Source organism: Streptomyces rubellus (assembly GCF_036323805.1).
GTDB lineage: Bacteria > Actinomycetota > Actinomycetes > Streptomycetales > Streptomycetaceae > Streptomyces.
Genome location: NZ_JAZDCX010000024.1, coordinates 56,012 through 78,525 on the forward strand (window position 1 = coordinate 56,012; position 22,514 = coordinate 78,525).

Consider the following 22,514-nt stretch of genomic DNA (forward strand, 5'->3'; position numbering starts at 1 on the left):
CCGAAGGACCACATGAACCCATACAGAGGCAGGCCGGCGATGTTCACCGCCGCCGCCGTGCTCGCCGCCGTCGCGGGCGGCCCGTTCGTCGCCCCCAGCCCCGCGGCAGCCGCCGTGGCCTGCGCATCCCCCGTCTACAAGCGGCAGATCTTCGCGAACACCACGCTCTCCGGCACCCCGGGGAAGACCGCCTGCGACGCCGCCGTCAACGAGAACTGGGGCACCGGCGCCCCCGCCTCGGGCCTGCCCAGGAACCACTTCTCCGTCCGCTGGACCGTCACCCGCGACTTCGGCTCCGGCGGTCCGTTCTCCCTCACCGCCTCCTCGCGCGACGGCATCCGCGTCTACGTCGACGGCGTCCGCAGGATCAGCCTGTGGAAGAACGTCTCGACGACCGTCTCCAAGACCGTCAACCTGACCGTCCCCGCCGGGAAGCACACCATCCGCGTCGACTACGTGAACTGGACCGGCCACGCCAACGTCAAGTTCGCCTACGCACCCCGGACCGCGGCCTCCGTCGACAAGGTGAGGCCGCTCACCCCCACGGGCGTGTCCGTCGCGTACGACGCCGCGGCCGGCAGGACCAGGCTGACCTGGGCGAAGAGCAAGGAGATGGACCTCGCGGGCTACCGCGTCCACCGGCGCCTCAAGGGCACCGCCTACGGCAGCAGACCCCTGGCCACCACCACCGCCACCACGTACACCGACACCCCGCCCCCCACCGGCGAGACCTACTACTACGAGATCCGCGCCCACGACAGGGCGGGCAACGAGTCGGCCGGCACCGCGGACAAGCCCGTGACCACCCCGGACCGCACCGGCCCGGCCGCGCCCACGGGTCTCACCGCCCACGGCGACCTCCACGGCACGGTGCTCGGCTGGCGGCCCGTGGCGGGCGCCGCCGCGTACGAGCTGTACGAGAGGACCCCGGCCGGCGCGTACACCGCCCTCAAGCGGCTCACCGGCACCTCGTACGTCCACGGCGTCGGAGTGGGGGAGCGCACCTACGCGGTGCGCGCCTTCGACCCGGCCGGGAACCCCAGCGCGTACTCCGCGTCCGTCACCACCGACGGCGTGGACCGCACACCCCCGGCCGCGCCCCTGGACCTGCGGGCGGTACCCCGCCGGAGCGACGTGCTGCTCACCTGGAGCACTCCGGAGCACCCCGCCTCCGACGAACTGGACAACGGCGCGCGCTTCACCGTGCTGCGCTCCCCGGGCACCTCGCTCGGCGCGGACGCGGCACACCCGGAGTGCCCCGACGCCGACCACCCCACCGTCCGGACCGTCGGCACCGACCGCTTCTACTCCTTCCACTGCTACGACACCGACTGGGAGTTCGACACCGCCTACACCTACGGCGTCACCCTCACCGACGGCGAGGGCAACGAATCGGCCCCCTCCGCCCCGGCCACCGTCACCACCGCCGACCGCGTCGCGCCGCGCCCCCTCACCGGCCTCACCGCCACCCCGCGCGCCGACGGGATGCTCCTGCGCTGGGAGGCACCGGCCGACGACGACATCGCCTCCTACCGCGGCATGTTCGGCGTGCGGCAGAGCGACGGGACGATGCGGTGGACGGGCCAGTGCCCGGACCGGGCCGACGATCCGCTGGCCGTCCTGTGCCCCCACGTCCCGGACGGCGAGACGTACGTCTACGCGGTGACCGCCAAGGACGTCTGGGACAACACGATCTCCCCCGACGCCCCGTCCGCCGCCACCGTCATAGCCACCGAGCTGGACACCGCCCCGCCCGAGCACACCGCCCCGAGCACGGGCCCGCTGTACCGCAACGGCGGATGGACGGCCTCCGAGGACGCCTCCCGGCTCGGCTGACGGTGCGCGGGCGAGGTCTGCGCCGGCATCACGGAGTACCGGATCGGCCGGTACGACCACGCCACCGGCGCCTACGAACCGCTGGCCAGCGTGCCCGCGGTGACGGGCACGCTGGACTACGCGCATCCCGACCGGACCCAGCCGCTCGGTCAGACCTCGTACTACCGGGTGGTCGGCATCCTCGCCGACGGCACCGAGACCGCCGCGGCGTACCCCTGGCGGATCCGTCCCGACCTGGCCTGAGCCCTCCCGGGGGCCGGGCGCACCGGCCCCCGGGTGGCCCCACCCAGAAGGGTGGGGCCACCCCCCGTACGCTCCGGGAACCTGCCCGATGGCCCAGTCCTCCGCCCGGCGGCCAGGGTGTGGGGCATGACGACCACCAGACGCCGGACGGTCGCGGCCACGCTCACCGCCACCGCGACCGCCTTGCTCGCCGTGCTCCTCCCCGCCCCGCCCGCCGGAGCGGCCGCACCACCCACCGCGCCCCTGGCCTGGGGACCGTGTGCCGGGGAGGGGCTGGACCCCCGGCAGGAGTGCGCCACCCTGCGGGTACCCCTGGACTACCGGAACCCCGGTGGACGGCAGATCTCCCTGGCCGTGTCCCGGCTGCGCAGCGAGCACCCCGGAAAGCGCCGCGGCAGCCTGCTGCTCATCCCCGGCGGCCCCGGCGGCTCCGGCCTGAACGGCCCGTCCACCGCCGCCCGGGGACTGCCCCGGCAGGTGCGCGACGCCTACGACATCATCGGTTTCGACCCCCGGGGCGTGGGCCGGTCCACCCCGGTCGGCTGCGATCTCGCCCACGCGGACCTGGCCCCGGTCCGGCTGCTCCCCTGGCCGTCCCCCGGCGGCGGCATCGAGGGGAACACCGCGGCCGCCCGCCGGATCGCCGACGCCTGCGCCGAGAACGGCGGGCCGGTGCTGCGCAGCATCACCACCGCCAACGAGGCCCGCGACATCGACAGCATCCGGCACGCGCTGGGCGAGCGGCGCATCTCCGCGTGGGGCGTCTCCTACGGCGCCTACGCCGGTGCCGTCTACGCCCAGCTCTTCCCCCACCGCACCGACCGGATCGTGCTGGACAGCGCCGGCGACCCCGACCCGCGCCGTGTGGTCCGCGGCTGGCTCGCCAACCAGGCGGTGGGCGTGGCCGACTCCTTCCCCGTCTTCGCCCGCTGGGCGTCCGACCCCGGCAACCCCCACCGCCTGGCCGGCACCCCCCGGCAGGTCCGCGCCCTCTTCCTCGGCCTCGCCCGGCGCCTGGACCGCGAACCCGTCCCCTGGCCGGGCGCCAACCCGGCCGAGCTGAACGGGAACGTGCTGCGCCAGGCCCTCCTGGACGGCCTGTACTCCACCGACCGCTTCCCCGCCCTGGCCCGGCTGATCGAGGCCGCCCGCGGCGGAGGACCGCTGCCCGCACCACCCACCGCACCGGAGGAGGTGGTGCAGAACACCACCGCCGCGTCCGCCGCCACCATCTGCAACGACGTCGCCTGGCCGACCGACCCGGCCGGCTACGCCCGGGACGTGGCGGTCAGCCGCCTGCGCCATCCGCTCACGGCCGGCATGCCGGTCAACATCACCCCGTGCGCGTTCTGGCACGACCGGCCGCAGGAGCCGCCGGTGCGGATCACTTCCCGCGGTCCGTCGAACATCCTGCTGGTGCAGAACCTCCGCGACCCGGCCACCCCGCACCACGGCGCCCTGCGCATGCGCCGCGCCCTGGGCGACCGGGTGCGGATGGTCACCGTGGACGAGACGGGCCACGTGTCCTACACCCGCAACGGCAACGCCTGCGGGGACGCGCTGGTCACTGGCTTCCTGACCACCGGCGACCGTCCGTCCCACGACACCTTCTGCCCCGCCTCCGGCGGCTGACCGGCCCGGCCGTGCGGGAGCGGAGGATTGCCGCCCCCGCGCGGCCGGGCAGTGCATGGGCATGAGCGGCGACAGCGACAGCCACGACGCCCGCCGGGCCTTGTCCGGCGGCCCCCGCCCCGCCTGCCCGGTCGTCCGGGCCGGCGACGGCACCTGGCACGTCCACGGCCACGCGCAGGCCCGGCAGGTGCTGCGCAGCACCGACACCGTGCAGGCGGGCCTGGGCATCGAGACCGTGGAGAAGCTGCCCCCCGGCGTCCGGCGCCCCGTGCTGTACCGCGACGGCCCCGAGCACCGGGAGCACCGGCGGCAGACCGCCCGCTTCTTCACCCCCCGCCGGGTGGACGAGCGCCACCGCGAGACGATGGCCCGAGCCGCCGACACCCAGCTCGCCGCGCTCCGGGCCACCGGCCGGGCCGAACTCCGCGACCTGGGCTTCGGCATGGCGATCGAGACGGTGAGCACCGTCATCGGCCTCACCCACAGCAGACCCGGCATCCGCCGGCGGCTGGAGCGCTTCTTCCCCGAGAAGTTCGGCAGACCCGGTCTGACCAGACCCTCCGGGCTCTACTGGCTCGTCCGGCTGAACACCTCCTGGCTCGCCGTCCACCTCGCCGACGTCCGCCCGGCCGTACGCGCCCACCGCCGCGCGCGCCGGGACGACCTGATCTCGCATCTGATCGACGAGGGCTGCACGGACGCCGAGATCCTCGGCGAGTGCCTCACGTTCGCCGCCGCGGGCATGGTCACCACCCGCGAGTTCGTCTCCGTCGCGGCCTGGCACCTGCTCGCCGACGAGGCCCTGCTGGAGACGTACCGCACCGCCGGCGAGGCCGGACGCCTCGCCCTGCTGCACGAGATCCTCCGCCTGGAACCGGTGGTGTCCCGGCTCAAGCGCCGCACGACGGCCGCCCTCGGCCTGGACGGCGGCGGAGCACCGGTCACCGTCCCCGCCGGCGCACCGGTCGAGATCCATCTGGCCGACGCCAACACCGACCCGGCCGCCACCGGCCCCTGCCCGCTGTCTGTCCGTCCCGGCCGGGAGATCGGCGCGGGCCTGTCCTTCGGCGACGGCCCGCACCGCTGCCCCGGCGCGGGCATCGCCGTCCTGGCCACCGACACGCTCCTGACCCGGCTGTTCGCCCTGCCCGGCATCCGTATGGCCGCCCCGCCCCGCGTCGCCTACAACGACGCGATCGACGGCTACGAGATCCGCGGTCTGACCGTCACGGCCGACCGCTCCTGACGGACGCGCCGGTGGCGCGACGGCTTCGAGCCGCCGCGCCACCGGGTGTACGAGGCCGGGCTAGGAGGCGGTGCAGCCCACCACGCGGGGCAGGTTCCAGTTGCCGTTGGCCATCACGGTGAAGCCGAAGCCGGTGGAGGCTCCCGCCGCCAGTGTGCCGTTGCCGCTGGGCCGCACGGTCATGTTGCTGCCGCTGGTGGAGAAGGAGGCGCTCCAGGAGTTCTGGATCGACTGTCCGCCGTTGAGCTGGAGGTTCACCGTCCAGTTGCTGATGGAGGTGGAACCGGCCCGCACGGTGGCCTGGACGTTGAAGCGGTCGCCCCAGCGCTGCGACTCCTCCAGGGTGGCCGTACAGGTGGCGTTGCCGCTCCCGCCGTTGTTCCCGGCGGTCGTCCCACCGTTGTCACCACCGCCGTTGTTCCCGGCGGTGGTCCCGCCGTTGTTCCCGGCGGTGGTGCCGCCGTTGCCGCCGCCGTCGGTGAGGGTGGGGGTCTGCCAGTTGCGCCACTGGGAGAGGTTGGCGGACTTCTTGGCGGAGATCCGGAAGACGCCCGGGGCGCTGCCGGTGTTCAGCAGGAACTTCTGGATGCTCTGCTGGATCGGGCCGCGCCACTCGCTGCGGTTGGCGCAGTGCGTGCCGTCGCTGACGTCGGACCAGTAGCTGATGTTCTGCTGCGCGCCCAGGGCCTTGTAGACCTCCGCGCCGCCCAGCGCCGCCACCGCTCCGGACTGGGCGCCCAGCCACTCCACGTGCGGGTTGTCCATGATGAGCAGACCGCGCGGCGCGATCATGCCCACCACCTCGTGGGTGTCCACCGGCAGCGAGTTGGGGTTGCCGGTGTAGGAGCCGAACGCGTCCCCCAGCCAGGGCTGCTCGCCGTAGGCGCTGCTCAGCGGCTGCGCGCCGCTCTCGCGCGCGATGGAGCGGAAGGCGCCCACCCCGCCGCTGCCGGACTCGATCGGCATGGTCAGCGCGATGCGCTGGTCGAACGCGCCGGCCACGAAGGCGCCCTTGCCGTAGCGCGAGCAGCCGGTCACCCCGGTGGCGTCCGCCCGCAGCACACTGCCGCCGGAGGACTCGATGACATCGATGATCCGGCTGACGCCCCAGGCCCAGGCCCCCAGCAGCCCGGTGCCGCTCTGGGCGCCGTAGATGCTGTAGAACGCACCGGACTTGTTGTTGCGCCCGGTGCCCTCCTGCCCGACCGCGAAGGGGTCGTAGCTGATGACGGCCGCGCCGGAGTTGCGGATGGTGGCGGTGTCCGCGCCGAACCCGCCGTAGACGATCACCGCCGGGTGCGGGCCGGAGCCGCTGGGCAGCTGCACGTTCGCCGAGAAGCTGGCGGTGCGGCCCTGGTGGCTGACGTTGACGGTGATCCGGGAGGAGGAGACCGTGCCGGTGACGCTGTCGGGCTTGGCGGGCTTGTCACCGTAGACGGTCCGCTCGGCCAGCTCCTTGATCTCCGCGCGCCGGCACCGCCAGTCCTCCTTGGTGGTCACGCGCGTGCCGTCCATCTTGGTGAACGGGTCGGGCAGCATCGAGGTGTTGGCCGACCCGCCCTGGCCCACCCGGCAGTCCGCGCCCTCGTCCTCCACCGGAGGATCAGCCAGCGCGGCGGCGGTTTGGAAGGTTTCAATGTTGTCCGCCTGTGCACCACCGAGGGTGGTGACGGTCAGGCTCGCGACGGTCACGAAGGCCGCGGCCGCCCATGTCCAGGGCCGATGTCTGTGGGAGCGCATGTGGGGGGACCTCCATCGTGAAGGCGTGCGGTCGGCCGGACCAACCCCCTGCCACGACCGGCAGGAAGCCGTCCACTCGCCGGTGCACGCCGGTTTGCGGGGGGTGTGCCGAACCGGCGGCGGAGAAACGAGCGAGTCGGTGGGGTGTCGTGCGGATCGCGGAGTTCCGGGCCAGGCTCGGGAGCGCTCCCAGGCTAAGAACGCGGCCTCACACCTGACAACCTGTAGAACAACGACCACCTCAGGTTGACCTTTTTCACACCCCCACCGACAGCCACAGCGCCCGCCACAGCCGGTCAGAACAGGGAAAACCGACCCTGCGGCTCACCCCTCACACCACCACCCGATGGAAACTTCCGGCCACTTTCCGGTACATCACAGCAACTCTTCCGGAACACGTTTCAGGCGAAGCCGGTGCTTACCGTACCGGCCGGAGCCCCACGGGGAACCGCTTCACGCCCTTCCCTTCCGCACCCACAGGGGTGGGGGTGCACGGGGTGCGTGCGGGGGTCGGGGCCAGTCCGGGGCGACCATTCCGGACGGCATGATTTACGGCCGTGGACGTGTCACGCTCTGTTGCTCACTCATCGGCCGCAAATCACGCTTGAGTGTCCGGAACGGTCACCCCTCCCCGTCCCCTCCCGCCGTCGCCCGACTGCGGGCCCCATCCCTTGCACGCTTCAGACCGGGCTCATTCCCGAGACGGTCACCTGGCCGCATCCCGTACACCCCGGACCGGGCCCACTCCCGGATCGAGTCCGCTCCCGAGATGGTCGCCCGGATCGGGGGTCGGCACGGACCGGCCCGCCGAACGTGCCCGCAAGCCACCCCGGCTCCGCCAGGGGACACCCCCGCACACCGGGACGAGCAGCGCCTCGGCCGCCCTCACAGGTGCGGGTGCACGGCCGGCAACCCGGCCCGCACCGCGGCACGTCCCGGTCACCCTCGCCACCAGGAGCGAGTGGCCGTCCGGCCACGGCCAGGGGCGTCACACGACGTGCACGAGCCGGTGGGCGTGGAGGACCGCAGGCACGACGGGGCGCACCCGGCGACGGCGGGGAGGGGACGGGGAGGGGCGACCGTTCCGGACACTCAAGCGTGATTTGCGGCCAATGAGCGGGTGAGGAGACGTGACACGATCACGGCCGTAAATCATGCCGTCCGGAATGGTCGCCCCGGACTGGCCCCGACCCCAGCACGCACCCCACCCGCACCCCGCACCCCGCACCCCGGACCCCGGACCCGCCCAGGGCACATCACCGCCCCGCCTCCGGCACCCCCGTGCCCCTCCCAACACGGCGCAGGGCGAGCAGCCCCCCGGCCCCGGGCACGAGGGAGTACCAGCGGGCCGCCGGGTCGGCGGCGGTCGTCACCTGCCAGACGGCGATGATGGTGACCAGATAGGCCATGCCGTGCAGCGGACCCATCAGCGAGCTGACCGGCTCCGCGTGGACGGTGAACAGGTTGAGCAGCAGGACGGCCAGCGAAGCGGCCTCGGCGCCGGCGGCGATCCGCAGCACACGCATCACGCTCACGCTCCCGTGGTGGAGCCGGGCCGGACGATCATCAGGACGACGACGATCGCCCACAGGATGTTGAAGACGCCGGTGAGCATGGCCAGCCGGGCCGCCGCCGGACGTACGGCCACATCGGCCCCACCGCCCGCACCCGCCGACGGCGCGAGCATCCGCCGCTGCCCGGGCACGATCGCCACCACCAGCAGAGCCGCGGCGAGCGCGGTCAGCACCATCGAGACGAGCAGCCAGGCGTCGGTGAGGACACCGAGCCGCGCACCCGTGGCGATCCCGAAGACCGGGACGGCGACGCCGACGACGGCGTAACTCCGGCAGATCCGGTGCAGGAGCACGGCGACCCCGGCGTCCCGCTCCCCCGAATCCCCGCCCCCGGACGCCGACTGCCGCGCGTAACGCGGGAACAGCGAGGCGGCCACGGCGATCGGCCCGACCACCAGGATCGCCGCGAGGACGTGCACGGACAGCAGGAACTTGGTCATCGCGGACTCTCCCGTACCGACGACAAATACATTGCCTGCCAATAGATACCATGCCTACAAAACCTTTGTGTAGGCTGCCCACTCATGAAGGCGGATGCGGTACGAGGACACCTGGACGGTCTGCTGCTGGCCGTGCTCGAGCCGGGGCCGCTGCACGGCTACGCGATCATCACCGCGGTCCAGCAGCGCAGCTCCGGCACGCTCGAACTGCGCACCGGCACGGTCTACCCCGCACTGAACCGGCTGGAGCGGACCGGACTGCTGCGCAGCACCTGGGACTCCGTCGGTGAGCGGCGCCGCCGCCGCTACGAGCTCACCGACGCCGGACGGCGCGCCCTGGACGGGGAGCGGGCGGCCTGGCGCGAGTTCACGGCGGCGATCGGCTCCGTGCTGAACCCGGCCCCCGCACCCGTACGGCCGGGCCGGGCCACCGCATGAGGCCGACCGGAGAAGTGGAGGACGTCGAGGCGTACGCCGCCGAACTGGCGGCGGCCCTGTACGGCCCGGCGCGGGCCCGCGCACGGCTGGTCGCGGAGCTGCGGGAGGGTCTCGCGGACACGGTGGCGGCGTACGCCGCCGAGGGGCTGCCGCAACGGCTCGCCGTCCGGCGGGCCGTTGCCGAGTTCGGCACCGTCGAGGAGGTGGCGCCGTCCTGTCAGCGGGAGCTGACCGTCGTCCAGGTCCGGCACACCGCGCGGGCCGTCGCCCTGACCGCGCCGTTCCTGGCCGCCTGCTGGTGGCTGTTCCTGGTCACCGGCCAAGGGGTCCAACTGCCGCCCGAGGCGCGGTTCCTGGCCCTGCCCCTGGCCGGGGCCGCCGCCGGGGCCGCGCTGCTCGCGGCGGCGGCGCTGGCCGCCACCGGCGCCCTCGCCCGCCGGTTGCCCGCCCGGCTGTCCACGGCGCACCGGCTGCCGCGGGCGACCGCGTGGGCCGGCACCGCGACCGGCGTGACTCTGGGCCTGTCCGCGCTCGCGCTCTTCGTGTCCTCGCCGCTGGCCGCCAACTGGCCGCTGGTGGCGTTCACCGGCGCCCTCGCCGCCGTGTCGCACACCGTGGTGGCGGCCTCCGCCCGCGCCTGCCGCCAGTGCGTCCGCACCGGGTGACCGGGCCGCAGCCGGGCGACGGGCGGGAGGGGACGGGGAGGGGCGACCGTTCCGGACTGGCACCGGCCCCAGCGCCCACAGAACCCGCACCCACGCACCCCGGGCGCAGCCCGGACACGCGCCCCGGGCCCGCTCAGTCGAGGTTGACCTGGTACGTCTCCAGACGGCCGACGAGATCGCCGTCGAAGTGGAAGACGTCCGCGAAGCGGAAGCGCAGCACACCGCCGTCCTTCCGCACCGCGCTGCCCCCACCGGCGGCGACGACGGTGTCGCCCTCCTCGACCAGGCTGTCGACCGTGATCGTGGGGTGCCCCGTGAAGGCCTCGTTGTCGATCTCGGCGGCGAAGGCCCTCCTGCCCTGCAGCGTGGTGTAGCCGTACATGTCCCACACCACGTCGTCCGTGAGGCAGGACAGGACCATGTCGTGGTCACCGCGGCGGAACCCCTCGAGGTACTTCTCGACGACGGCCTTGCGGGTGGACATACGGGTGCCTCCGTTCCTGGCCCGGCAGGGTGGGCGAGCAGCCGGACCACTGTTACCACCCTCTCCCACTTCGATCACCGCGCGCCGCACAACTCATCGGTTCGGGCGGAGAATTCGGCCCCGCCCGCCGGTGCCGCCCTCGAACACCCGCCGCCACCGCGCCCCTGCCCGCCCTCTTTCGGGTTAAAGCACACCGAAAACGCGGGCCGGGGGAGCTCCAGCGTCCACAATTCACAACGAGGGCCACCCGGGCGCGCGAGCCCGCTCGACCCCATGCGGCGGACGGCCCGCCTCCACCCCCCGGGCGGGCCGTCCGCGTCTCCTCCCCCGTCCCTCAGCGGCCGTCCGCGCCGCGGGCGTGGCGGCGTACGGCGAGCGGGACGAGGACGCCAGCAGCAGCACCGCCCGGCCGACCGCCGCCACCACGGGATGCGCCACCGGCCAGGCGGCGCCCGGGACGTCGTTCGCCGCGGCGGCCTCGCCGCCGGACAGCTCGCGGCAGGCGGCGGCGACGGTGCTGATCGGGTTCCACTCGGTGACGGCGCGCAGCCAGTCGGTCATCCCGGCGGTCGGGGCTCAGGCGTTGGACAGGACCCGGCGCTGCCGCTGCCGGAGCGGTTCGCAGCGCCGCGTGAAGTCCTCCCGCTCCGGCATCCGCTGTCTCCGCACGGCTGTCGTCAGGCGCGGCATCGCCAAGCCCCGAACGCCTGAAACCGGTCCGGCACGCCACCGGGCCGCTCCACGAAACCGCCCGAGCGCATTCCGCCAACAGCGTTCCGCAGGGAAGTCAGGAAACCCCGGGACGGATGGCTGCCGCTCGGAAATACCGGGAGAACACGCCAGTACCCCGGCGGGCGGTCAGCGGACACCGGAGGGTCGCACCGTCCGGCCGGTCCGGGAACCGTTCCGGGCGATTCACGGCCGTACGGCCGTAACTTCTGGCCGGATCGACGGATATCCATACCGGCGGGCCGCCGGAACGGAACAGGCCGGACCGGGAGAAGCCCGGAGATCGGGAGAGGGACGATGCGGAGGAACTGGATGCGCGGCTGCGCCGTGGCGGCGGGAGCCGTCGCGGCGGTCGTGTCGCCGGCCGGGGCGGCGTGGGCCGACGAGACGCACACCGGGTCGCACAACGGGCCCAAGATGGCACTGATCTCGACCGGGCAGATCGACGACCCCATGGAGGACGTGCTGGAGCACGCGGCCGTCGTCCAGCGCGACCACCACACCGGCTGAGGGACGTCCGGCCGGGGCGGGACGCTCCGGTCCCGGACAGCCGAGGGCCCGGCAGGGGCCGTCGAGGCCGCCCTGCCGGGCCGGGCACCCGCCGGAGGCGGGGGAAGGCGTGGGGGGTTACCGGTGCACGGGACTGCGGGACGTCAGGCACGCACCTTGGCGCGGTCCACGGCGGCGACACCGACCGCGGCCAGCCCGATCTGGATCAGCAGCTCGATCCAGTCGACACCCGCGGTGCTGGCGACACCGAGGCCGGCGGCGATGAACGTACCGATCAGAGCCGCGACGATACCGACGGCGATGGTGAGCAGCACGCCCACCCGCTGACGTCCCGGTACGACCAGGCGTCCCAGCACACCGATCACGATACCGATGATGATCGCGGTAATGATGCCGGTAATCTCCATGACTTCACCTTTTCGGGACGGTTGCTTGGTTTCCTCCTTCCCGGTCCGGAAGCATGCATACCGAGGACATGTCAAGGGCGGCGTTCTCACCAGGTCAGCGGGCTCTCCGGCCGGGCGCCGCACCCCCGTACGGGCCCGTGCGCGCGAAGCGCCGCCGCCCGCCCGGGAACGGGCGGGCGGCGGCGTCCGTACGGGGGGACACGCCCGTACGAGAGGGGAGGGAGCGGCGGGGAGGGACGGAAGGGGGGTGTCAGACGCCGATGTCCCGGCCGTCCCGGCGCCAGACGGCGACGACCGACGGGCGGACGGCCCGGCCCGGTCCGTCGGGCCAGGCGGAGGCGGGCCGCTCGTAGCTGGCGCCGTCCACCTCGCCCGGGTGCTGGACGGCGACCAGCACCCGGCGGTCCTGGACGATCGGGCCGCAGGTCTCGGCACCGGTGGGCACCGTCAGGAACTGCCGTACCTCACCGCGCCGTTCGCCGGTGGTGGCGACGCCGAACAGGCCGTCGTGCGTGCCCAGCGCGTTGCCGTCGGTGGAGATCCACAGGTTGCCGTGGTCGTCGAAGGCGAGGTTGTCCGGGCAGGAGATCGGGCTGACCCGGTCCTTGGGGAAGCCGGCGAAGTAGGTGGCGGGGTCCTCCGGGTCACCGCAGACCAGGAACAGCCGCCAGGCGAAGCTCTCCGCGGCCGGGTCGCTCCGGCGCTCGGTCAGCTCCAGGACGTGGCCGTGCTTGTTGGCGTTGCGCGGGTTGGCCTCGTCCGCGAGCGGGTTGCCGTCCGTGCCGCGACGGGTGTTGTTGGTCAGCGCGACGTAGACGCGGCCGGTGCGCGGGCTGGGCTCGACGTCCTCGGGGCGGTCCATCTTGGTGGCGCCGACCTTGTCGGCGGCCAGCCGGGTGAAGACGTAGACCTCCTCGGCCGTCATGCCGGGGACGTGCGAGACGTCGCCGGTGGCCAGCGGGATCCACCGGCCGGTGCCGTCGAACTCGCCGTCGGAGGGGAGGTCCCCGGCGCCGAAGGTCTGGTCGGCTGGGCTGTCGCCGGTCAGCTTCGCGACGTACAGGGTGCCCTCGTCGAGCAGGGTGAGGTTGTGCTCGCGGGCGCGGCGGCTGTTGCCGCGCATCATCCGCCGGCTGGAGACGAACTTGTAGAAGTAGTCGAAGCGCTCGTCGTCGCCCATGTAGACCACCGGGCGGCCGTCGGCGGTCAGCCGCGGCTGGGCGGCCTCGTGCTTGAAGCGGCCGAGCGCGGTGCGCTTGCGCGGGACGGAGTGCGGGTCGTACGGGTCGACCTCGACGACCCAGCCGAAGCGGTTGGCCTCGTTGGGCTCCTTGGACAGGTCGAAGCGGTCGTCGAACCGCTCCCACTTGCGGTCCGAGGCGCCGCCGGTCATGCCGTAGCGCTTCAGCCGCGCCCTGGTGTCCGGGTCGGTGACGGCGTCGGCGTTGGCGAAGTACTGGTTGAAGTTCTCCTCGGCGGACAGCGCCGTGCCCCAGGGGGTGGTGCCGCCCGCGCAGTTGTTGAGGGTGCCCAGCACCTTCCGGCCGGTGCGGTCGGCGGAGGTCCGCAGCAGGGGGCTGCCCGCGGCCGGGCCGGTGAGGCGGAAGGCGCTGGTGGCGGTGAAGCGGCGGTTGAGGTGGTGGCGGGGGACGGCGGTGAGGCGGCCGGTGCGGCGCTCCTCCTGCACCACCACGACGGACAGGCCGTGCGCGGCCCAGGCGATCTCGACCTGCTCGCGGGTGGGGTTGTCCTCGTCGTACCCGGGGAACATCAACTGTTCGTCGGTGTACTCGTGGTTGGCGAACAGGACCTGCCGGCCGTGCTCGCCGGGCAGCGGCAGCAGGGTGAGGTAGTCGTTGTTGTAGCCGAACTGCCCGGCCTGCGCCTCGGCGCTCTGGCGGGCCGGGTCGAAGGCGGGGGCGCCGCGCAGGATGGGGTCGCCCCAGCGGATGACGACGTTCTGGGCGTAGCCCTCGGGGACGGTCACCGCGTCGGCGGTGTTCGGCGCGACGGGCGTGAAGCGCAGACCGCGCGCGGGCCGGTTCTTCCCGCGCCCCTTGTCCCAGCCCCTGCCGTGTCCCGGGACGGCCGCGGCCGCGGGGTCCGCCTGGCCGAGCACGGCCGCTCCGGCGGCGGCCGCCACACCGGCCGCTCCGGCGGCGCGCAGCACCGAGCGGCGGGAGAGGGCCTCGGCGATGATGTCGCCCGCGTACTCGTTGCCGCTGGTGTTGGGCACCTCGTGGAAGCAGGCGTCGCCGCAGCGGTAGCGGCAGGTGAGGGCGGATCTCCCGCCCGGGTGCGAACCGATCAGCGGCAGCAGCTTGCGCATGGTCCCCTCCGTGTTTCCCATGTCCGTGCAGCTCAGGACGGTATGGGCGCGGATGTGACGGGGGACGACCGCTCGGTGAACGGGAGGGGGCCGGGGCCGTAAGGATGGTTGACGTGGGCAACCATCCTTACGGCCCGGGTACGTGCCGTGGCGCTCGGTCGGTGATCCGGCCGGCGGCTCAGTCGGCGACCGCCGCCGCGGCGGCCGGCCGGACCCGCAGCGCCTTCCAGGTGGGCACCAGGGTGGCGGCCAGGGTGAGCACCGCGGCCGTCCCCACCACCAGCCCGTAGACCCACACCGGGCCGGCCGGCACCGGGCTGCCCGTCAGCGCGAAGCTGAACGGGACCAGCGAGGTCAGCGCGGCGACGGTGCCGAGTCCCGCCCCGATCGCCACCGTCAGCAGGGCCTCGACGGTCATCATCCGCAGCACCTGGGCGCGGGTGGCGCCGGACAGCCGCTGGAGACCGAACTCGCGGCGCCGGTCGTTCACCGAGACCACCAGGGTGTTGACGAAGGCCAGTGCGGTGTATCCGGCGATCATGGCCGCCGCCAGGTAGTTGACCCATGCCTGGGTCTCCAGCTGCCGGGTGTTCTCCTCGATCAGGGCGGCCCGGTCGGCGACGACGAGTCCGGGGTGGTCCTCGGCCAGGGCGGCGAGGTTCGCGGTGATCCGCTCGTCCGGCACCCCCTCCGCGGTGCGCACCAGGATCTGCTGCGGCTGCCCGCCCGTGGTGTGCCCGGCGAGCAGGCCGGCCGGGGCGAGGGCGGCCTGGCCGCCCCGCCGGTTCTCGAAGAGGGCGACGATCTCCAGGTCCACGGCGGCGCGGTCGCCCAGCCGCACCCGGATCGTGTCGCCCACACCGCGCTCCATGCTCCCGGCGACCACCTCGGGCAACGCGACCGTACGGCCGCGCAGCTCCGCCAGGCTGCCCTCGGTGACGGTGACGGCCGTGGTCCGCTCCGCCGCCTCGGGGCTGACGCCCTGGAGCGGCAGTTCCCCCATGCCGGTGGTGAGCTCGTCCAGCTCGCCGGGTAGGGGCTTCTCGACATGGCCGACGGTGGTGACGTACGCACCGGCCGCGGCCACGCCCTCGACCCGCCGCACGGACTCCAGCAGCTCAGGCGTCACCCCGCCCGCCGCGGTGCCCACCACGGCGTCGGCGCGCAGGTTGCGGGTGAAGGCGTCCTTGCCCGCCTGGACCTGGGTGGTCTGGATGTAGACGTTGCCGACGGTCACGCCGGTGGCCAGCATGACCGGCACGACGACGGCCGCCATCCGGATACGGCGGGCGTGCGCGTTGAGCAGGGCCAGTCCGCCGCCGACACCGGTCAGCAACCGCACCGGCCCGTCCAGCAGCCGCAGCGCCCACCGGGTGACGGCCGGGCCCAGCAGCGCCAGGCCGACGACCATGACGAACACCGCCGGGCCCGCGGCCACGGCCCCGACCATCCCCTGGCCCAGCACCAGGCTGAGCACGCCCAGGACGACGGGGACGATCAGGCAGACGATCCCGGAGCCGATCCGCCACGGCCCCGCCCAGCGCCGCTGGAGCGACGCCTCGGCGAGCGCCTCCACCGGCCGGACCCGCACCGCGCGCCGCGCGCCCAGCCAGCCGCCCAGCACCGCGGTGAGCAGCAGCGCGCCGGCCGCCGCCACCGCCGGGAGCCAGCCCAGCCGGTACCCGACCGCGTCCGAGGCCATCCCCAGGCCGACCAGCCGGCCGTACAGCCACTCGCCCAGCAGCGGTCCCGCGACCATCGCCAGCGCGGCGGCGGGGACCGCCACCAGCAGCGTCTCGCCGAGCAGCATCCGGCGGAGCTGGCCCGGGGTGCCGCCGGTCGCCCGCAGCAGCGCGAACTCCCGCTGCCGCTGCCGCACCGACAGCCCGATGGTGGCGGAGACGGTGAAGACCGCGATCATGGTGACCAGTCCGCCGAAGGAACCGGCCAGCGCGATCAGGTTCGTTCCGCTGGAGAGCACCGACAGGTCCTCCGCCTGGCCGCGCTCACCGCCGGTGAGCACCGTCACCGGCGCGGCGCCGGACAGCCCGCCGAGCGCGTCGGCGATCCGGTCCGCGAGCGCGCCGGGGTCGGTGCCGTCCGCCGCGACCACCGCGACGGCGGACACGGCGGGCGACAGTGCGGCGGCGTGCGCGTCGGTGAAGAAGGCGGTTCCTTCCGGCGCGTCACCGGCGGCGGGCTCGGCGAGGCCGCTCACCCGGTAGACGTCCGAGGTGCCCCGCGCCGCGATCCGCACCTCGTCACCGGCGCGCACGCCCTGGGCGCGGGCGGTACGGGCGTCCAGCACCACCTCGCCGGACGCGCCGGGCGCCCGGCCGCCGGGGACCAGCTCGTACGGGGTCAGGGCGGCCGACGACCAGCCGAGGCCGGTCAGTTCCGCCGCGCCCTTCGCGCCGTCCAGCAGGGCGGCCTCGACGGTGTGCTCGGCGACGACCGCTCCCGCTCCCCCGACCGACCGCACCGCGCCGGCGGCCCGGTCGTCCACCGGCACCCGCTCGGGCAGCACGACCGTCTCGCCGAAGCCCTCGAGGTCCGCCGCGAAAGACTCCCCGAGCTCGCCCTCCGAGGCGGCCGACCGCTCGACCGGCGGCCGGTAGGAGCGGTCCCCGACCACCACCACGTCCGCCCGGACCAGCCGCTTCGGGTCCGCGTCGCCGCGCAGCCCGGTCTCCATCAGCCCGCCGCAGGCCATCACGATGGCGGTGCCGACGAGCAGTGCCAGGAAGGTGGCGACGTTCGCGCTCCTGTGGTGCCGCAGCATCCGCAGTGCCAGGTCGAGCATCAGAACGCACCCCCCGCCCGCTGCCGCGCCTGCTCGCCCCAGGCGCCCAGGGAGGTCATGCGCTCGGCGACCGCGTCGGCGGTCGGGGCGCGCATCTCGTCCACCAGCCGCCCGTCGGCCAGGAACAGCACCCGGTCGGCGTACGAGGCGGCCACCGGGTCGTGGGTGACCATCACCACCGTCTGCCCCGCCCGGTCCACCGCGGTCCGCAGCAGGGTGAGCACCTCGGCGGCGGTACGGGTGTCCAGCGCGCCGGTCGGCTCGTCGCCGAAGAGCACGGCGGGCCGCACGACCAGCGCGCGGGCGATGGCGACGCGCTGCTGCTGGCCGCCGGAGAGCTGGGCGGGCAGGTGGCGGGCCCGGTCGGCGAGGCCGACCCGCGCCAGCGTCTCGGCGACCAGCTCGCGGTCGGCGCGGCGGCCGGAGAACCGCAGCGGCAGGGTCACGTTCTGCTCGACGGTGAGCGCGGGCAGCAGGTTGAAGGCCTGGAAGACGAAGCCGATCCGCTCGCGGCGCAGCTTCGTCAGTTCGGTCTCGCTCATCGCGGCCAGGTCCCGCCCCGCCAGCTCGACCCGTCCGGAGGTGGGCCGGTCCAGCCCGGCGGCGCAGTGCAGGAAGGTGGACTTGCCGGAGCCGGAGGGGCCCATGAGGGCGGTGAAGGTGCCGGGCGCGAAGCCGGCGCTCACCCCGTCGAGGGCGGCGACGGCCGCGTCGCCCTTCCCGTAGCGGCGGTGCACGTCCGTCAGCCGCAGCGCCCACCCGCCCCGCCCGGCTCCCCCGGCGCCCCCGCCCGCGGTGGCGTCTTCCCTGCTCATGGTCGCTCCCCGATCCCTGGTGGTCATGTACTCGACCCTAGGAATCCGCGGGGTGCCCGCCCATGGGCCCAGACGGCGGATCGCGGGTACAGCCTGCACCACCCCCGGCCGTCCGCCTCCGTCCCGCGCGGACGGTGTGCGGCCGATATACGGGCGATCCGGCGAGGTGCGGACCGTTAGGATTTCTCCCATGGCGGCCACTGGAGAAGAGCAGCAGGGGGCGAAGGCGTTCTACGTCACGACCCCCATCTACTACGTCAACGACGCTCCGCACCTGGGCCACGCCTACACGACCGTCGCGGGCGACGTGCTCACGCGCTGGCACCGCCAGCGCGGCGAGAAGGTGTGGTACCTCACCGGCACGGACGAGCACGGTCAGAAGGTCATGCGCACCGCCGAGGCGAACGGGGTCTCCCCCCAGGAGTGGTGCGACAGGCTCGTGGAGGAGGCGTGGAAGCCCCTCTGGGAGCACCTGGAGATCGCCAACGACGACTTCATCCGCACCACGCAGGAGCGGCACACCGCCCGCGTCCGGGAGTTCGTGCAGGACCTGTACGACAAGGGCGAGATCTACCAGGGCTCCTACGAGGGCCCGTACTGCGTGGGCTGCGAGGAGTACAAGGCCCCCGGCGACCTGCTGGACGGCGAGGGGGAGTGGGCGGGCCAGAAGCTCTGCCCGGTCCACAAGAAGCCGGTGGACATCCTCAAGGAGGAGAACTACTTCTTCCGGCTCTCCGAGTACGGGCCGAAGCTGCTGGAGCACTACGAGCGGCACCCGGAGTTCATCCAGCCCGAGTCGGCGCGCAACGAGGTGGTGAGCTTCGTCCGCCGGGGCCTGGAGGACCTGTCGATCTCCCGCTCCACCTTCGACTGGGGCGTGAAGGTCCCCTGGGACGACAAGCACGTCATCTACGTGTGGATCGACGCCCTGCTGAACTACGCCACCGCCGTCGGCTACGGCTCCGACCAGGCGAAGTTCGAGGAGACCTTCCCCGCGGACGTGCACCTGGTCGGCAAGGACATCCTCCGCTTCCACGCGGTGATCTGGCCCGCGATGCTGATGGCGCAGGGCCTGCCGCTGCCGGGGAAGGTCGTCGCGCACGGCTGGCTGATGGTCGGCGGCGAGAAGATGAGCAAGTCCAACCTGACGGGCATCAAGCCGCAGGACCTCACCGGGCACTTCGGTGTGGACGCCTACCGCTGGTACTTCCTGCGCGGCATCCAGTTCGGCCAGGACGGCTCCTTCTCCTGGGAGGACTTCTCCGTCCGCTACACCAGCGAGCTGGCCAACGACTACGGCAACCTCGCCTCGCGCGTGGCGGCGATGGTCAACAAGTACTTCGACGGCCTGCTGCCGGAGGCGAAGGGCGCGGGCGAGGCCGAGCAGGCGGTCCGGGACGGCCTGGCGAAGGCCGTCGCCGAGGCCGACCGGCGCATCGGCGACGAGCTGGACTTCTCCGGCGGCATCCTGGCGGTCTTCGACTTCGTCAAGCAGGTCAACGGCTACCTCACCGAGCAGCAGCCGTGGAAGGTCGCCAAGGACACCTCCCCCGAGGCGCAGGAGCGGCTGGCGACGATCCTCTACACCGCCGCCGAGTCGCTGCGCGCCTGCGCCGTCCTGCTCAACCCGGTGATGCCGCGCACCTCCGGCCTGCTGTGGGACTCCCTGGGCGCGGAAGCCGCCCTGGGCCCCCTGGCCGAACAGCGCGTCCAGGACGCCGCCCGCTGGGGGCAGCTCCCGGCGGGCTCGACGGTGACGAAGGGCGCGGTGCTCTTCCCGCGCCTGGAGGAGCCGAAGGACGCGTAGGGCGCGCCCGGCCTTCGCGGCGCCGCACCCCCTGTGTACGCACAAGGGGGTGCGCGGCGCCGAGGGTGTGCGAAAATCACACACATGGAGACCGCGCAGAGCTGGAACGAGATCGGCGAACGAGTCGCCGAGGCTCGTGAGGCCGCAGGACTGAGCCAGGGCGAACTGGCCAAACGCATGCGTGTGGACCGCACCGCGGTGGTGCGCATGGAGGCCGGAGAGCGGCGCATCACCGCCCTGGAGCTGTTCCGGCTCGCGGAAATACTGAAGGTGTCGCCCGCGCACCTGGTCTCCCGACCGCCGGCCGCCCTCGTCTCCCGGCGCACCGCGCTGGAGCCGAACGCCGACGCCTCGTCGCGTGAGCGCTATCGGCTGGACGCCCGGCTGGAGGAACACGCGCGCAACGCCCAGTGGCTGGTCGAGCACGGTTTCCTCGTTCCGCCCGAGCCGGACCCCCGAGTCGCGCGGGGGGCCGGGAAAGTGGATCCCCTCCAGCTGGCGCGTGCGGCCCGGTCGGCCGCCGGAGTTCCCTCCGGACCGCTCGGAGCACTCGCGGACGTACTGGAGCGGTTGGGCCTGTACCTGACCGTGGTGGACGAGGCCGCGGAGGGAGCTTCCCTGCTGCTGGACGGATACGGTGTGGCCGTCATCAGCGGCCGCTTTCCGCCGGGGCGGCTCCGCTGGACCGCTGCCCACGAACTGGGACACCACCTCCTGCAGGACGAGTACCACAGTGATGCGGGGGTCGCTGCGAACCGGGACGAGCGCGAGCAGTGCATCAACCGGTTTACAGGGGAGTTCCTGCTGCCGGAAGCCGACCTCCGTCACGCCTGGGACACAGGGACAAGCGATGACGAGGCACCCCGGTCGACGCTGATCAGGGTCGCGGCCTCGTACCGCCTCTCGTGGTCCGCCATCGTGGCGCGTGCTCGTCAACTGAATCTCGTCGACGGCACGACCGCCCGGCGACTCAAGGCGGACACCCCCGTCAAGGGTGACTTCCTGGCCCTGTGCGGCAACGAGCCGGAGCCCGACCTCGCAGAAGGGACGACAGGGGCGCAGTGGCGACGCGCCGCACTGTCCGCGTGGAGCGGTGGTGCGATCACGGCGTCACGCGCTGTCGGGTTGCTCTACGGGGCGATCACGGAAGAAGACCTTCCCGGCCGGGGGCAGGAGGACTGTCTGCCGTGACAGAAACTTCCGGAGCGGACACCACTCCGCACGGACAGGTACTCGTCCGGGACACCTCACCGCTCCTCCACGCAGTCAAGGCAGACAAGATCGATCTCCTGGCGGACATCGCGGCCCAGTGGCGAGGTACACCCCAGCGGCACGTCACCACGGCCGCGGTCATCGACGAGATCAGCCATCACCGACTGCCCGTGGCCGGGCTGGACTGGCTGGAAACGGTGCACGTCGACGGGCTGAAAGAGATCACCATCGCCCGGGACGGCGACCGCATCCCCATGGGGGCAACAACCCCGGCAAGGTCGTCGTCACCACGCCCGCCAGGCCCGAAGCGTTCCCCCTCGGCGTCAAGGCGGGCGAGTCCGGCCACTTCGCGGAGTGAACGGAGCGGGGGAGAGCGCACCGGTGAGCCCTGCCCACCACCCGGCCGTGCCCGGGCCGCGACACGCGGTCGTCGTCGCCGCGTCCGCCGACCGGATCGGCCGACTGCTCCGGCGCCACCGACGCCGGGCCGTGTCCTCCACCCGCCGGCGCCCGGGAACGGGACGACCGTCCCCGGCAGACGGGGCGGCGAGGACGCCGTGGTGCGCGGCGCCGGACAGGATCGGCCGACCGGGACACCGTGAGCCCGGAGCCGTCCCGGCCTGGGCCCTTCGGGCCGCCGCCGAGGCGGGCGGGGAACTCCGCCGTGCGCGCGGGCCGTACCACGTCGACGGCACCGAAAGAGCAACAGCACCGGGAGTGTGACCTCCGCCGGCCCGGCCCAGCGGTTCGGCCGGGGCCGGGCACGCGTACACGACAGTCGCAGCTCCGGCACCTCACGCACCCGCCCCGGAAATCCAACTCGCCTGTTCCGCTTGTGAATTAAGGCGATGCCGACACGCCCCGACCCCCCTAGAGTCGAACACCCGTACGACGGCTCGTGTCCGTGCCGTCGAAGCGACACGAAGGAGGACAACCGTGCCGAGAGGATCGGACCGGGGCCGCCGGCGGACAGCGGGCGGACTCGCGTTCAGCGCCGTGGTGCTCACGGTGGGGGTCGGAGCCGGAACCGCCTGGGCCGCGGTGACCGACAACATCTTCCCCACCTCGAACGCCTGGGGGACGTGCAGCAACGATCCCGACGGCGGCGACGGGGACGTCACCTGCCTGACCGACAACTCGCAGCTCACCTACTACATGGACAGCAGCGGCACCTACGAGCTGGAGAGCCCGGACAGGACCGCCGTCCGCAGCACCATGAACAACGACTACGCGCCCACGGACCTGTCGGTCTCCTACGACTCGTCACCGGCGTTCTCCGGCAACGCCGAGACGGACGTGGTCTACCAGGAGGGTTCGACCAACCTTCCGTCCAGTGCGGACGGGGTCACCTGGTGCAACGACGCCGTCGACAACGACGCCCTGGAGTGCGACCAGCAGTACGTCCGCATCCGCGGCAACGGCCACTACACGCGCGGCCTCTCGTGCCACGAGACGGGACACGCCGTCGGACTGCTGCACGGGAACCAGGCGTACCCGGCGCTGTCCAAGACGGACAGCAGGCTGGGCTGCATGGTGACCCCGGTCGGAGCGGGAACGGGGCTCGGCTCCAACAACCGGGACAACATCAACTCCATGTACTAGGG

General features: G+C 73.4%; 19 protein-coding genes. 10 read left to right on the forward strand and 9 right to left on the reverse strand.

Annotation, left to right across the window (positions count from 1 at the left end):
* Nucleotides 1-12 precede the first annotated feature (12 nt).
* The 4 genes from V1L54_RS23910 (at nucleotide 13) to V1L54_RS23925 (ending at nucleotide 4,957) form a co-directional block, all read left to right on the forward strand.
* Nucleotides 13-1,836, forward strand: a complete 1,824-nt coding sequence (locus V1L54_RS23910) for a PA14 domain-containing protein (protein ID WP_330120169.1) — start codon at nucleotides 13-15, stop codon at nucleotides 1,834-1,836.
* A gap of 99 nt (nucleotides 1,837-1,935) precedes the next feature.
* A complete protein-coding gene (locus V1L54_RS23915; protein ID WP_330120170.1) occupies nucleotides 1,936-2,079 on the forward strand; it encodes a hypothetical protein in 144 nt (47 codons plus the stop codon).
* A gap of 126 nt (nucleotides 2,080-2,205) precedes the next feature.
* Complete coding sequence (locus tag V1L54_RS23920; protein ID WP_330120171.1) at nucleotides 2,206-3,711, forward strand: alpha/beta hydrolase; 1,506 nt, start codon at nucleotides 2,206-2,208, stop codon at nucleotides 3,709-3,711.
* Between the two features lie 55 nt (nucleotides 3,712-3,766).
* Entirely contained in the window at nucleotides 3,767-4,957 is a 1,191-nt protein-coding gene (locus V1L54_RS23925) for a cytochrome P450 (protein WP_443076769.1), read from the forward strand.
* A gap of 60 nt (nucleotides 4,958-5,017) precedes the next feature.
* Here the strand turns inward: V1L54_RS23925 and V1L54_RS23930 are convergent, their stop codons facing one another.
* From V1L54_RS23930 to V1L54_RS23940, 3 genes are all read right to left on the reverse strand, one after another.
* Nucleotides 5,018-6,697, reverse strand: a complete 1,680-nt coding sequence (locus V1L54_RS23930) for a glucuronyl esterase domain-containing protein (protein ID WP_330120173.1) — start codon at nucleotides 6,695-6,697, stop codon at nucleotides 5,018-5,020.
* 1,256 nt (nucleotides 6,698-7,953) lie between these two features.
* Nucleotides 7,954-8,223 carry a DUF3817 domain-containing protein gene (locus tag V1L54_RS23935; RefSeq protein WP_330120210.1) on the reverse strand — a complete coding sequence of 90 codons (270 nt, stop codon included), beginning with the start codon at nucleotides 8,221-8,223 and terminating at the stop codon, nucleotides 7,954-7,956.
* A gap of 5 nt (nucleotides 8,224-8,228) precedes the next feature.
* Complete coding sequence (locus V1L54_RS23940; RefSeq protein WP_330120174.1) at nucleotides 8,229-8,711, reverse strand: hypothetical protein; 483 nt, start codon at nucleotides 8,709-8,711, stop codon at nucleotides 8,229-8,231.
* Between the two features lie 84 nt (nucleotides 8,712-8,795).
* On the opposite strand from V1L54_RS23940, the gene V1L54_RS23945 reads away from it, so the two are divergent.
* Complete coding sequence (locus V1L54_RS23945) at nucleotides 8,796-9,149, forward strand: PadR family transcriptional regulator (RefSeq protein WP_330120175.1); 354 nt, start codon at nucleotides 8,796-8,798, stop codon at nucleotides 9,147-9,149.
* Complete coding sequence (locus V1L54_RS23950; RefSeq protein ID WP_330120176.1) at nucleotides 9,146-9,814, forward strand: permease prefix domain 1-containing protein; 669 nt, start codon at nucleotides 9,146-9,148, stop codon at nucleotides 9,812-9,814. Before V1L54_RS23945 ends, V1L54_RS23950 begins: the two co-directional genes overlap by 4 nt.
* A 133-nt stretch (nucleotides 9,815-9,947) precedes the next feature.
* Here the strand turns inward: V1L54_RS23950 and V1L54_RS23955 are convergent, their stop codons facing one another.
* A complete protein-coding gene (locus V1L54_RS23955; RefSeq protein ID WP_330120177.1) occupies nucleotides 9,948-10,298 on the reverse strand; it encodes a nuclear transport factor 2 family protein in 351 nt (116 codons plus the stop codon).
* A 231-nt stretch (nucleotides 10,299-10,529) separates the two neighbouring features.
* Nucleotides 10,530-10,859, reverse strand: a complete 330-nt coding sequence (locus V1L54_RS23960) for a hypothetical protein (protein WP_330120178.1) — start codon at nucleotides 10,857-10,859, stop codon at nucleotides 10,530-10,532.
* A gap of 480 nt (nucleotides 10,860-11,339) precedes the next feature.
* Between V1L54_RS23960 and V1L54_RS23965 the strand changes: the two genes are divergently transcribed.
* Complete coding sequence (locus tag V1L54_RS23965; RefSeq protein ID WP_443076773.1) at nucleotides 11,340-11,537, forward strand: hypothetical protein; 198 nt, start codon at nucleotides 11,340-11,342, stop codon at nucleotides 11,535-11,537.
* A 143-nt stretch (nucleotides 11,538-11,680) separates the two neighbouring features.
* Here the strand turns inward: V1L54_RS23965 and V1L54_RS23970 are convergent, their stop codons facing one another.
* The 4 genes from V1L54_RS23970 to V1L54_RS23985 form a co-directional block, all read right to left on the reverse strand.
* Nucleotides 11,681-11,944, reverse strand: coding sequence for a GlsB/YeaQ/YmgE family stress response membrane protein (locus V1L54_RS23970; protein WP_330120180.1), 264 nt, complete (start codon nucleotides 11,942-11,944; stop codon nucleotides 11,681-11,683).
* A gap of 250 nt (nucleotides 11,945-12,194) precedes the next feature.
* The gene (locus V1L54_RS23975; protein ID WP_330120181.1) at nucleotides 12,195-14,273 is read right to left on the reverse strand and encodes a PhoX family protein; all 2,079 of its coding nucleotides are present in this window, start codon (nucleotides 14,271-14,273) and stop codon (nucleotides 12,195-12,197) included.
* 178 nt (nucleotides 14,274-14,451) lie between these two features.
* Nucleotides 14,452-17,076, reverse strand: a complete 2,625-nt coding sequence (locus tag V1L54_RS23980) for an ABC transporter permease (RefSeq protein ID WP_330120182.1) — start codon at nucleotides 17,074-17,076, stop codon at nucleotides 14,452-14,454.
* Nucleotides 17,076-17,891: an ABC transporter ATP-binding protein gene (locus V1L54_RS23985; protein ID WP_330120211.1), complete on the reverse strand. Its 816-nt coding sequence runs from the start codon at nucleotides 17,889-17,891 to the stop codon at nucleotides 17,076-17,078. Before V1L54_RS23985 ends, V1L54_RS23980 begins: the two co-directional genes overlap by 1 nt.
* 190 nt (nucleotides 17,892-18,081) lie before the next feature.
* On the opposite strand from V1L54_RS23985, the gene metG reads away from it, so the two are divergent.
* From metG to V1L54_RS24000, 3 genes are all read left to right on the forward strand, one after another.
* Nucleotides 18,082-19,698 (forward strand): methionine--tRNA ligase, encoded by a 1,617-nt coding sequence (gene metG, locus V1L54_RS23990; protein ID WP_330120183.1) that lies wholly within the window; start codon nucleotides 18,082-18,084, stop codon nucleotides 19,696-19,698.
* 84 nt (nucleotides 19,699-19,782) lie between these two features.
* Nucleotides 19,783-20,889: a helix-turn-helix domain-containing protein gene (locus V1L54_RS23995; RefSeq protein ID WP_330120184.1), complete on the forward strand. Its 1,107-nt coding sequence runs from the start codon at nucleotides 19,783-19,785 to the stop codon at nucleotides 20,887-20,889.
* 957 nt (nucleotides 20,890-21,846) lie between these two features.
* On the forward strand, nucleotides 21,847-22,512 hold the full coding sequence (locus tag V1L54_RS24000) for a hypothetical protein (RefSeq protein WP_330120185.1): 666 nt from the start codon (nucleotides 21,847-21,849) through the stop codon (nucleotides 22,510-22,512).
* Nucleotides 22,513-22,514: the final 2 nt, after the last annotated feature.

Excerpts from the sequence above, each read along its gene's own strand:
- V1L54_RS23910 (WP_330120169.1), top strand. The coding sequence starts at position 13 with ATGAACCCATACAGAGGCAGGCCGGCGATGTTCACCGCCGCCGCCGTG.
- V1L54_RS23950 (WP_330120176.1), top strand. The coding sequence starts at position 9,146 with ATGAGGCCGACCGGAGAAGTGGAGGACGTCGAGGCGTACGCCGCCGAA.
- V1L54_RS23935 (WP_330120210.1), bottom strand. The coding sequence starts at position 8,223 with ATGCGTGTGCTGCGGATCGCCGCCGGCGCCGAGGCCGCTTCGCTGGCC.
- V1L54_RS23930 (WP_330120173.1), bottom strand. The coding sequence starts at position 6,697 with ATGCGCTCCCACAGACATCGGCCCTGGACATGGGCGGCCGCGGCCTTC.
- V1L54_RS23920 (WP_330120171.1), top strand. The coding sequence starts at position 2,206 with ATGACGACCACCAGACGCCGGACGGTCGCGGCCACGCTCACCGCCACC.
- V1L54_RS23945 (WP_330120175.1), top strand. The coding sequence starts at position 8,796 with ATGAAGGCGGATGCGGTACGAGGACACCTGGACGGTCTGCTGCTGGCC.
- V1L54_RS23995 (WP_330120184.1), top strand. The coding sequence starts at position 19,783 with ATGGAGACCGCGCAGAGCTGGAACGAGATCGGCGAACGAGTCGCCGAG.
- V1L54_RS23975 (WP_330120181.1), bottom strand. The coding sequence starts at position 14,273 with ATGCGCAAGCTGCTGCCGCTGATCGGTTCGCACCCGGGCGGGAGATCC.
- metG (WP_330120183.1), top strand. The coding sequence starts at position 18,082 with ATGGCGGCCACTGGAGAAGAGCAGCAGGGGGCGAAGGCGTTCTACGTC.
- V1L54_RS23960 (WP_330120178.1), bottom strand. The coding sequence starts at position 10,859 with ATGACCGACTGGCTGCGCGCCGTCACCGAGTGGAACCCGATCAGCACC.
- V1L54_RS23955 (WP_330120177.1), bottom strand. The coding sequence starts at position 10,298 with ATGTCCACCCGCAAGGCCGTCGTCGAGAAGTACCTCGAGGGGTTCCGC.
- V1L54_RS23985 (WP_330120211.1), bottom strand. The coding sequence starts at position 17,891 with ATGAGCAGGGAAGACGCCACCGCGGGCGGGGGCGCCGGGGGAGCCGGG.
- V1L54_RS23970 (WP_330120180.1), bottom strand. The coding sequence starts at position 11,944 with ATGGAGATTACCGGCATCATTACCGCGATCATCATCGGTATCGTGATC.
- V1L54_RS23980 (WP_330120182.1), bottom strand. The coding sequence starts at position 17,076 with ATGCTCGACCTGGCACTGCGGATGCTGCGGCACCACAGGAGCGCGAAC.
- V1L54_RS23925 (WP_443076769.1), top strand. The coding sequence starts at position 3,767 with ATGGGCATGAGCGGCGACAGCGACAGCCACGACGCCCGCCGGGCCTTG.
- V1L54_RS23965 (WP_443076773.1), top strand. The coding sequence starts at position 11,340 with ATGCGCGGCTGCGCCGTGGCGGCGGGAGCCGTCGCGGCGGTCGTGTCG.
- V1L54_RS23940 (WP_330120174.1), bottom strand. The coding sequence starts at position 8,711 with ATGACCAAGTTCCTGCTGTCCGTGCACGTCCTCGCGGCGATCCTGGTG.